11 protein-coding genes, 2 tRNA genes and 2 pseudogenes are annotated in these 9,291 nt (G+C 71.1%); 10 read left to right on the top strand and 5 right to left on the bottom strand.

All coding sequences use genetic code 11. From position 1 onward, the window contains the following. The 4 genes from HUW36_RS18405 to HUW36_RS18395 form a co-directional block, all read left to right on the top strand. A partial coding sequence (locus HUW36_RS18405) for a DUF3566 domain-containing protein (protein WP_174529299.1) occupies positions 1-462 on the top strand: 462 nt, incomplete at its 5' end. Positions 463-588: 126 nt separating this feature from the next. Next, positions 589-662, top strand: a tRNA-Ile gene (locus HUW36_RS18400). Between the two features lie 43 nt (positions 663-705). Continuing rightward, positions 706-834, top strand: coding sequence for a DLW-39 family protein (locus HUW36_RS34110; protein ID WP_217428834.1), 129 nt, complete (start codon positions 706-708; stop codon positions 832-834). Between the two features lie 31 nt (positions 835-865). After that, positions 866-941 (top strand) — tRNA-Ala (locus HUW36_RS18395). A 340-nt stretch (positions 942-1,281) separates the two neighbouring features. Here the strand turns inward: HUW36_RS18395 and HUW36_RS18390 are convergent. Together HUW36_RS18390 and HUW36_RS18385 are read right to left on the bottom strand one after the other, a co-directional pair. Then, entirely contained in the window at positions 1,282-2,013 is a 732-nt protein-coding gene (locus tag HUW36_RS18390; protein WP_174529298.1) for an alpha/beta hydrolase family protein, read from the bottom strand. Then, entirely contained in the window at positions 1,998-2,588 is a 591-nt protein-coding gene (locus HUW36_RS18385; protein WP_217428833.1) for a GrpB family protein, read from the bottom strand. Before HUW36_RS18385 ends, HUW36_RS18390 begins: the two co-directional genes overlap by 16 nt. Positions 2,589-2,841: 253 nt before the next feature. Between HUW36_RS18385 and HUW36_RS18380 the strand changes: the two genes are divergently transcribed. From HUW36_RS18380 to HUW36_RS34995, 3 genes and pseudogenes are all read left to right on the top strand, one after another. Further along, positions 2,842-3,144, top strand: a complete 303-nt coding sequence (locus HUW36_RS18380) for an ArsR/SmtB family transcription factor (protein ID WP_174529300.1) — start codon at positions 2,842-2,844, stop codon at positions 3,142-3,144. Beyond that, positions 3,141-3,527 carry a VOC family protein gene (locus tag HUW36_RS18375; RefSeq protein ID WP_174529297.1) on the top strand — a complete coding sequence of 129 codons (387 nt, stop codon included), beginning with the start codon at positions 3,141-3,143 and terminating at the stop codon, positions 3,525-3,527. Before HUW36_RS18380 ends, HUW36_RS18375 begins: the two co-directional genes overlap by 4 nt. Before the next feature lie 29 nt (positions 3,528-3,556). Then, a pseudogene (locus HUW36_RS34995) lies at positions 3,557-3,856 on the top strand (PH domain-containing protein); the annotation flags it as partial. A 156-nt stretch (positions 3,857-4,012) separates the two neighbouring features. On the opposite strand, the pseudogene HUW36_RS18370 reads toward HUW36_RS34995, so the two are convergent. Both HUW36_RS18370 and HUW36_RS18365 read right to left on the bottom strand, forming a co-directional pair. Continuing rightward, a pseudogene (locus HUW36_RS18370) lies at positions 4,013-4,342 on the bottom strand (hypothetical protein); the annotation flags it as partial. A gap of 163 nt (positions 4,343-4,505) precedes the next feature. Next, positions 4,506-5,933, bottom strand: coding sequence for a UDP-glucose dehydrogenase family protein (locus HUW36_RS18365; protein WP_174529296.1), 1,428 nt, complete (start codon positions 5,931-5,933; stop codon positions 4,506-4,508). Positions 5,934-6,179: 246 nt separating this feature from the next. Here HUW36_RS18365 and HUW36_RS18360 point away from each other — a divergent pair, with 246 nt between their 5' ends. Then, positions 6,180-7,343: an acyl-CoA dehydrogenase family protein gene (locus tag HUW36_RS18360; protein ID WP_174529295.1), complete on the top strand. Its 1,164-nt coding sequence runs from the start codon at positions 6,180-6,182 to the stop codon at positions 7,341-7,343. Between the two features lie 57 nt (positions 7,344-7,400). Here HUW36_RS18360 and HUW36_RS18355 read toward each other — a convergent pair whose 3' ends face one another. Next, a complete protein-coding gene (locus HUW36_RS18355) occupies positions 7,401-8,051 on the bottom strand; it encodes a hypothetical protein (RefSeq protein ID WP_174529294.1) in 651 nt (216 codons plus the stop codon). Positions 8,052-8,074: 23 nt separating this feature from the next. Between HUW36_RS18355 and HUW36_RS18350 the strand changes: the two genes are divergently transcribed. Then, the gene (locus tag HUW36_RS18350) at positions 8,075-8,590 is read left to right on the top strand and encodes an acyl-CoA thioesterase (protein ID WP_174529293.1); all 516 of its coding nucleotides are present in this window, start codon (positions 8,075-8,077) and stop codon (positions 8,588-8,590) included. A gap of 310 nt (positions 8,591-8,900) precedes the next feature. Next, the coding region (locus HUW36_RS18345; protein ID WP_281357536.1) for an acetyl-coenzyme A synthetase N-terminal domain-containing protein at positions 8,901-9,291 on the top strand (391 nt) is incomplete at its 3' end.

The raw sequence follows: 9,291 nt of genomic DNA, 5'->3' as shown, positions 1-9,291 counted from the left end.
CCGGGGATCAGCGGCGCGGCAGCCGTCGGCGCCGCACGCGTCGGTGAGGCGGTACGCGCCGCGCGTACCTCGGTCAGCTCGGCCGCGTCGCGCGGGCCGCGCCGGGCCCGGCTGAACCTCAAGCGGATCGACCCCTGGTCCGTGATGAAGTTCGCGTTCGCGGTCTCGGTCGTGCTCTTCATCGTCGTGGTCGTGGCCACCTCGGTGCTCTACCTCGCGCTCGACGCGATGGGCGTGTTCAAGAGCGTCAACGACAGCCTGACCGACCTGGTCAACGCCGGCGGCGGCACGGGCACCGGCGGGTTCCGGATCACCGCCAAGGGCGTCATCCTGACGTCCGCGCTGATCGGCCTGGTCAACGTCGTGCTGTTCACCGCGCTGGCCACGCTGAGCGCGTTCGTCTACAACGTCTGCGCCGACCTGGTCGGCGGGATCGAGCTGACGCTCGCCGAGCGGGACTGAACCGGACGACGCCGGGGCACCGCGGAAAGCGGTCGCCCCGGCGTCGTGCATCCGGGTAGTTTCGGTCGTGGGACCCCCGATTTGGGGGCGAAGAAGGCGATGGGTTAACCTAGCTCGTCGCTACGCGGGGCTATAGCTCAGTCGGTTAGAGCGCAGAGCTGATAACTCTGAGGTCGCTGGTTCGATTCCAGCTAGCCCCACCGCACACCGTCCGACGGTCGTCGAGCGCGAGGGGTCACGCCCATGTTCAAGAAGCTGCTGATCCTGGCCGGCATCGTCGGTGTCGCCGCCGTCGTGGCCAAGAAGGTCAAGTCCTCGAACGACGAGCGTGCCCTGTGGCACGAGGCCACCACCGCGCCCGACCTGCGCTGAGCGACGCCGGGCGGTTCCCGCCCGGCACCACGGGGCCCTAGCTCAACTGGCAGAGCACTGCCTTTGCAAGGCAGGGGTTAGGGGTTCGAGTCCCCTGGGCTCCACCAGTACTTCCTGGATCGATCTCGGTCGCGAGTACGGCCAAGCGTCGAAGGGGTCTACGCCAGCCGAGACGCTCTACTTCACCCGGGGACGCCCCACTCACACCTTCGACCTTGTCGTACCGGGTCATTGATCGGCGGCGACCTTGCTGTGCAGCCATCCGTACAGCCACGCCGGCCGACGGGTACGGTCCGCGGTCGGCATCGGGCGACGCGATGAGCAGGTCAACGTCGGTCACCGACGCAGCCTGACGATCCCGTACCGGCAGAACGTGCCCGAAGGTGTTCGGCCGTCATCCGGAGAAGGGTATGGCAGCCAGATTCCGTACAGGCGACCTTCCGATTTTCAGTCGGACGCCCCGAGCGCCGACAGAAGGAGATCCGTGACCATCGCGGGTCGCGTGACCATCGCCAGGTGATCGGCGTCCATGCGCCGGACCAGATACCCGCATTCCTCCGCCTGATCCGCCGTGGACGAGTACGCGGCACTCAGCTGGAGGTAGATCCGCCTGGCGGAGTTCCACGCCGCACCTGGCGCGGGCAGCACCTCGGAGACGAGCTTCCACGGCAGTTCGGGTAGGTCGTGCAGCACATGGTGCCGCTGGCCGGGGTCCGGCACGAGGTCCTCGAGAGACGCGCTAGGGAACCAGGTGTCCCACGTCGGCAGCCGGCCCGAGACTCCCCTCTCCCGCAGCCAGGTGGCCCGCTCCGGCGGTAGTGACCCCACCCAGCTGGTGCCGGGGTGCGGCAGGCGGGCATCGAGGAAGACGACGTCCGGCCGGTCGCTGCCCACCGCGCCGACGATGCCGGGCAGGTAGGGGCCCGCGCGGCTGTGGCCGACGACGACGGTGGGCGCGCCGGAGGCGACGCTGGTCGCCGCTTCCGCACAGACGGCCGTATGGAAGGACGGTGCCTCGACCAGAGGGCGAAGGTCCGGTACCACCGTGCGCCAGCCCGCTGCTTCGAGGTGCGGCCGCAGGGCGTCCCACGTCGCCGAGGTGAGGAGCGGACTGTGGACGAGGAGCATCGTCGGCTCGGCGGGCACGGTTCCGTCCTGCTGGCTCAGCGCAGTCCGCACTGCCGGAGGATGTCGATGATGATCGCCATCTTGCCGCGGACGTACAGCGCCATGTCCATCGGGTGCTCCTGGGCGAGTCGGTGCTTCTCGGCCGCGTAACGGTCGCGGTCTTCCGGGTGGGTACGTAGCCGGTCCCTGAGGATCAGGTGCCGGAGGTACTCGTCGCAGTCAGGACCGAAGACGTGCAGGTTCACGCCGTGGTCGTGGGTCCAGAGGCAGCGGTGCTGATACCAGTCGGGGTCACGGGTGCGGAGGACGTAGCCGGCGGCTTCCAGCGGCGGGACGTAGGCGTCTTCGTCTGCCGGGTCCGCGACGATGAGGTCGATGTCGAGGCGATCCTTGGCCGCCAGACCGGGTACGGCGGTGGACCCCACGTGTTCGACCGCGAGCGCCCTGGTGCCGAGCGCGGCCCGGATGGCCGCCTCTTCCCGGGCGTACATGGCGGGCCACTGCGGGTTGTAGGCGTCGATCGTGATGGGTGAGGTGACGTTCGCCGGACGATTGCCGACTACCCGCTTCGCCGCCTTGTCGCCGGTGAAGTCCAGCGATGCCGTGGGCAGGGGTGGGATGCGCACGGGAGGCACCCTAGTGACAGCGCCCCTGTCGTGCTGCCCCGCCGAGGTCCGGCACGAACGGCGATCCCGTAAGACTCGGCTGCCATCCGCGTTCGAGTGCCTGCCGTACGGCGCCGGTGACCGTCGAGGGCAGCACGGCGGAGGCCGCGGCGTTCACCCAGTTGTCCGGTCGGGGGGAGGCCAGTCGGACATACACGCGCTCGCTATGAGAACGATCTTGCGTCCCTCATTGTAGGCAAGCCGTGACTTGCCTATTGTGGTGCGCGTGGGCGATCTCTTCCAGGCGCTGGCCGATCGCACCCGCCGCCTGATCCTCGACGAGTTGACCGAGCGCGACGGTCAGACCCTGTTCGAGATCTGCGGCCGGTTGGCCACCCGGCACCAGGTCGGCTCGTCCCGGCAGGCGATCTCCCAGCACCTCGACGTGCTGGAGGCCGCCGGCCTGATCGTCACGCGGCGGCAGGGTCGCTACAAGTTCCACCACCTCGACACCCGCCCGCTGCGGTCCATCACCGAGCGATGGCTCAGGTCCGAACCCACCGAGGAGACGCCATGAGGATCAACCTGACGAGCGTGTACGTCGACGACCAGGAGAAGGCGCTGCGCTTCTACACCGACGTGCTCGGCTTCGTGAAGAAGACCGACGTGCCGACCGGGGAGCACCGCTGGCTGACGGTCGTCTCGCCCGACACGCCGGACGGCGTCGAGCTGCTGCTGGAGCCCGACGCGCACCCGGCCGCCAAGGCGTTCAAGGAGGCGCTGGCCGGCGACGGCATCCCGCTCACCCAGTTCGCGGTGGACGACGTGACCGCCGAGCACGAGCGGCTGCGCGGGCTCGGTGTGCTGTTCACGCAGGAGCCTGTCGACATGGGCCCGGTGGCCACGGCCGTGTTCGACGACACCTGCGGCAACCTGATCCAGATCGCGCAGTACAAGTAGCACTGGACACGGTCGGTCACGCTGACGGCATGACCCGGTGGCAGCGACCGTACTCACTGGACCTGGAGACCGCGGGCGCGCTCTTCGGCGTGCTGGCGACGGCCCTCCTCGGGGCGCTCCTCGTGGTCGGCGGCCTTGGCGGAGTGGTGCCGGTGCCGCTGGCCGCCCTCGGCGGGGCCTGGCTGGCGCTCGGCTCCGTGGTGGGGATCCGGCAGGCGATGCTGGGCGTCTCCGTGAGTGACGTCGGTGTCCGGTCGCGCTCGATGTTCCGGACGACGACGGTGCCGTGGGCGTCGGTGGTGGAGATCCGCAGCGGCACGGGCTCGATGGCCGGGCTGGACATGGGGCGGCTGGCGATCGTCATCGACCGGGTGGACGGCGAGCCGGTGCAGACACCGTTGCAGCGCGGCCACTTCCGGCTGTTCTCGCTCGACCCGGAGCTGGGCCGGCTCGCGACCTGGCCGGAGCACTACGACGAGATCCTCACCACGCTGCGGGCGCACCACCGGGCTGCCCGGCCGGCGGGGCCGCCGCCCCGGCCGCCGGCGCAACACCCGGCGGGGACGGGTGGCCTGCTTGATCCGTTCCTCGCCGGCGTGCGCCAGGATGTCGCGCTGGAAGAGGGCGGCCTGCATCTTGGCCGCGATCTGCCGCTGCTCGCGGGCGATCTCGGCGTCGCGCGCCTTCATCTCGGCGATCGACCGCTCGATGTCGGCCAGGTGCTCGGTCCACTGGGGCTGCTCCGCGCCGCAGTGCGGGCAGACGACGGCGGGCTTGATCTCCCGCCCGCACGAGGCGCACCTGAAGCTCTCCACGTCAGTCTCCCGTCCGCCCGCGCCCCCGCACTGTGGACCTCCCAGAGGCAGCATGCCTTGAGCGGGCCGGGATTTCGACAGTTGCCGGCGCGTTCCGGACAACAAAAAAGGACCGGCCGGTCGGGGATCGGAATCCCCGGCCGGCCGGCCCGACGTCGACGGGTCAGGGGCGACCCATGCCGCGGTACTCCCACCCGGCCTGCGTCCACAGTGTCGAGTCGAGGCAGTTGCGCCCGTCGACCACCTTGCGGCCGTTGGCCAGCTCGCCCAGCGCGACCGGGTCGGCGTTGCGGAACTCGGCCCACTCGGTGAGCACACAGACCAGGTCGGCGCCGCGGACGGCGTCGGTCATGTTCTCCTCGTAGGTCAGCTCCGGCACCGCGCGGCGCGCGTTCTCGATCCCCTCGGGGTCGAAGACGTGCACGTCGGCGCCGGCCTTGCCGAGCAGCGCGGCCACCGCGAGGGCGGGGGCGTCGCGTACGTCGTCGGTGTTGGGCTTGAAGGTGGCGCCGAGCACCGCGATCCGGGTGCCGGAGAGGTCCGGACCGGCCGGGCCGGAGCGGCGGCCGAGCAGCTCGGCGGCGAGCTGCACCACCCGGCTACGGCGGCGCAGGTTGATCAGGTCGACCTCGTGCAGGAAGCGCAGGGCCTCGCCGGCGCCCAGCTCCTGGGCGCGGGCCTGGAAGGCCCGGATGTCCTTGGGCAGGCAGGCGCCGCCGAAGCCGAGCCCGGCCTGGAGGAACCGGTTGCCGATCCGCGGGTCGTAGCCGATGGAGCGGGCGAGCTGGGTGACGTCGCCGCCGGCCGCCTCGCAGACCTCGGCCATCGCGTTGATGAACGAGATCTTGGTGGCCAGGAACGCGTTCGCGGCGACCTTGACCAGCTCGGCGGTGGCGAAGTCGGTGACCACCAGGGGCACCTCGCGGTCCTCGGTGGCGGCCAGGTCGAAGACGCCCTTGTGGGCGGCGAAGAGCATGCCGTTGGCCCACTCGCTCTTGACGCCGACCACGATCCGGTTGGGGCGCAGCACGTCGTCGACGGCGAAGCCCTCCTGGAGGAACTCGGGGCTCCACGCCACCTCGACGCCCAGGTCGGCCGGGCTGTGCTTGCCGACCAGCTGCTCCACCCACTCGGCGGTGCCCACCGGCACGGTGGACTTGCCGACGATCAGCGCCTTGCGGGTCAGGTGCTGGGCGAGGCCGGTCACCGACGCCTCGACGTACGACAGGTCGGCGCCCATGCCGTCGGCCCGCTGCGGGGTGCCGACGCAGATGAAGTGCACGTCGCCGAAGTCGGCGGTCTCCTGCATGTCGGTGCTGAACCGCAGCCGGCCGGCGGCCAGGTTGCGCCGCAGCAGCTCGTCCAGGCCGGGCTCGTGGATCGGCACCTCGCCCGCGTTCAGCTTCGCGATCTTGTCCGCGTCGACGTCGAAGCCGAGCACCTCGTAGCCCAGCTCGGCGTAACAGATGGCGTACGTCGCGCCGAGGTAGCCGGTGCCGAGGAAGGTGACCCGGGGCCGGGCGGCGCCGGACGGCGGGGTCACCGCGGCGATGGCGGGCATCGGCTGGGAGTTCGGGTACGGGATCGTCACGCCTGTCTTCTCCGCTCGCACTGGCGGCGCTTCCTCGCGTCGCATTCTGCTGGGGGCGCCTAGGCCGGGCACCGAGGGGACTGATGTCTGGTGTGAGGGTAGTGGGTCGGGTGGACGACGCTCGGGCGCGAGCCTACCCGCCGGTAAGGTTCGGCCGTAGCCGGTGGCTATCCTTCAGTTTGCGGCAGTCGGCGGCTCCCGGGCGGCACAGACTGCGCATGATAGCGGTGAAAGGGGAGGGCCGACATGGCCGCAGAGCAGTCGTTCGACGTCTACCGGTTGCCGGAGGAGCACGAGGCGATCCGGGAGGCGGTCCGTGAGGTCTGTGCGGCGAAGGTGGCTCCGCACGCCGCCGAGGCGGACGAGACAGGTGAGTTTCCCAAGGCGTCCTACGACGCCCTGCGCGCCGCCGACTTCCACGCCCCGCACATCCCGGTCGAGTACGGCGGCGCCGGCGCGGACGCGCTGGCCACGGCCATCGTGATCGAGGAGGTGGCGCGGGCCTGCGCCTCGTCCTCGCTGATCCCGGCGGTGAACAAGCTGGGCACCATGCCGCTGCTGCTGGCCGGCTCCGAGGAGCTGAAGCGCAGGTACCTGACGCCTGTCGCCTCGGGCGACGCGATGTTCTCCTACTGCCTCTCCGAGCCGGAGGCGGGCAGCGACGCGGCCTCGATGACCACCAAGGCGGTCCGTGACGGTGACCACTGGGTGCTCAACGGCGTGAAGCGGTGGATCACCAACGCGGGCGTCTCCGAGTACTACACCGTCTTCGCTGTGACCGATCCCACAGCGCGTTCGCGCGGCATCTCGGCCTTCGTGGTGGAGAAGTCCGACCCGGGGGTCAGCTTCGGCGCGCCGGAGAAGAAGCTCGGCATCAAGGGCTCGCCGACCCGCGAGGTCTACTTCGACAACGTCCGGATCCCGGCCGACCGCATGATCGGCGCCGAGGGCACCGGCTTCGCCACCGCCATGCAGACGCTCGACCACACCCGGGTCACCATCGCCGCCCAGGCGATCGGCATCGCCCAGGGCGCGCTGGACTACGCCAAGGGCTACGTCCAGGAGCGCAAGCAGTTCGGCAAGGCGGTCGCCGAGTTCCAGGGCGTCCAGTTCATGCTCGCCGACATGGGCATGAAGCTGGAGGCGGCCCGGCAGCTCACGTACGCGGCGGCCGGGAAGTCGGAGCGCGGCGACGCGGACCTGACCTACTTCGGCGCGGCCGCCAAGTGCTTCGCCTCGGACGCGGCCATGGAGATCACCACCGACGCGGTCCAGCTGCTCGGCGGCTACGGCTACACCCGTGACTACCCGGTCGAGCGGATGATGCGGGACGCCAAGATCACCCAGATCTACGAGGGCACCAACCAGGTGCAGCGCATCGTCATGGCGCGGCAGCTGCTCAAGGGCTGAGCGCCGGCGTCGACGTTCGGGCGGGCGGGCCGGGGTGACCCGGCCCGCCCGCACTGGTCAACGGCTCTCGCTGGTGCCCTCCGGCCGGGCGGCGCCGCGCGGCGGCGCGGACCACGGCGACTCCCCGCCGGTCCGGCGGGGCAGGGGTTCGGTGGAGGGCTCCGGGTAGGCCAGCGTGAGCGGGGCGGTGTCCGGGTCCTTCGGCGCGCCGGCCGGCGGCCAGTCGGTGCGGGCGGGCCGGTGCTCGACCGGTGTGGCGGCCGGGGTCAGCTCCGCCTCGGCCACCACGGGTCGCCGCCACCGCTGGGCGCTGAACACCGCCATCAGCAGCAGCACGCCGATGAGGAACAGCGTGCCGTTCTCCAGCGGCTGGCGCAGCGGCAGCGGGTCGCCGAGCAGCTTCAGGTCGTCGGGCACCCGGTCCCGCACGGAGAAGGGCGCGACGAACAGCCCGACGTACGGTGCGGCGAGCAGCAGGCCCGCCACGAGCGGGCCGAGCGGCGAGAAGCGCAGCGTGCCGAGCAGGCCGAGCACGATGCCGGCGACGCCGAGGTAGACGGCCGGCTCGATCAGGTTCGGGGTGCTGTACGTACCGATCTCCACCCAGCGGTTCACGGTCCGCCCAGATCCGTCCTGACCGAGGGTGACCAGCACCCAGGTGACGGGCGCCACCACCAGCCCGGCGAGGAAGCTCCAGAGATGTCGCATCCGCGCACCGTACCGTTTCCGGCATGACAGATCATCCCGCGGTGCCGGCGGGTAAGCCGACCTCGTACTCCCGCGTCACGCTCAGTCGCATCATGACCGCTGTCGATGTCAATCTGTACGGCAGCGTGCACGGTGGGGTACTGATGAAGTTCGTCGACGACGTGGCCGGCGCGGCGGCCGCCCGGCACAGCGGCGGTACCGCGGTGACCGCCTCCATCGACGAGATCGTCTTCTCCGAGCCGGTCCGGGTGGGCGACCTGGTGCACGCGCACGCACAGGTCAACTGGACCGGCAACACCTCGATGGAGGTCGGCGTACGGGTCGTGGCCGAGCGCTGGGACTCGGCCGAGGACGAGCCGGTCCGGGTCGCCACCGCGTACCTGGTCTTCGTGGGGGTCGATGTGGGCGGCGCGCCGCGTCCGGTCCGCCCGGTGCTGCCGGAGACGCCCGACGACGAGCGCCGTTTCCGGGAGGCGGAGATCCGGCGCGCCCACCGTCTCGCCCGCCGCCGCGCCATCCAGGCCCACCGCGCCGGCTGACGTGCAAGGAGGGGCCCCCTGTTAACGCCTGCGGTAGAGGAGGGGGCCCCGCTTGACACCCGGCATGCCGGCGCTGCCCGCCACCGCCGGTGCGCGGATCGTGAGGTGTTAAGCGGGGCCCCTTTCCATGCGCGAGGCGTTAACAAGGGGCCCTTCCTTGCATGCCGGCCCACATGGGTGCGGGGTTCGGGGTGTGGGGCGGGCACGCCCCGGAACCGCCACCCGGTGCGGAGAATGGCGGCACCAGGTAGGGCAAGATGGCGCCACGGCCCATGCACAGTGTCGTGACGGGCCTCAGGGAGGGTGGAACGTGTCTGACGTGCTGTGGACGCCGCCGGCCGACGTACGCGAACGGTCCCGGATCGGCGACTACCTGCGCTGGCTGGCCGAGCACCGCGGGCTGGAGTTCGCCGACTACGACGCGCTGTGGCAGTGGTCGGTGACCGACCTGGACGGGTTCTGGGGCTCGGTCTGGGACTACTTCCAGGTGGTCGCGCACACCCCGCCGACCGCCACGCTCGCCGAGCGGGCCATGCCCGGCGCCCGCTGGTTCCCCGGCGCCACGCTCAACTACGCCGAGAACGTGCTGCGCATGCCCGGCCTCGGCGACGACGACCCGGCGGTGGTCGCGCACGGGCAGACCCGCGCCCCGGAGACGCTCACCGCGGCCGAGCTGCGCGAGCGGGTCCGCCGGGTGGCGG

Source organism: Micromonospora maritima, assembly GCF_902825405.1.
GTDB classification, from domain to species: domain Bacteria; phylum Actinomycetota; class Actinomycetes; order Mycobacteriales; family Micromonosporaceae; genus Micromonospora; species Micromonospora maritima.
This window is presented reverse-complemented; position numbering and strand designations above follow the sequence as displayed.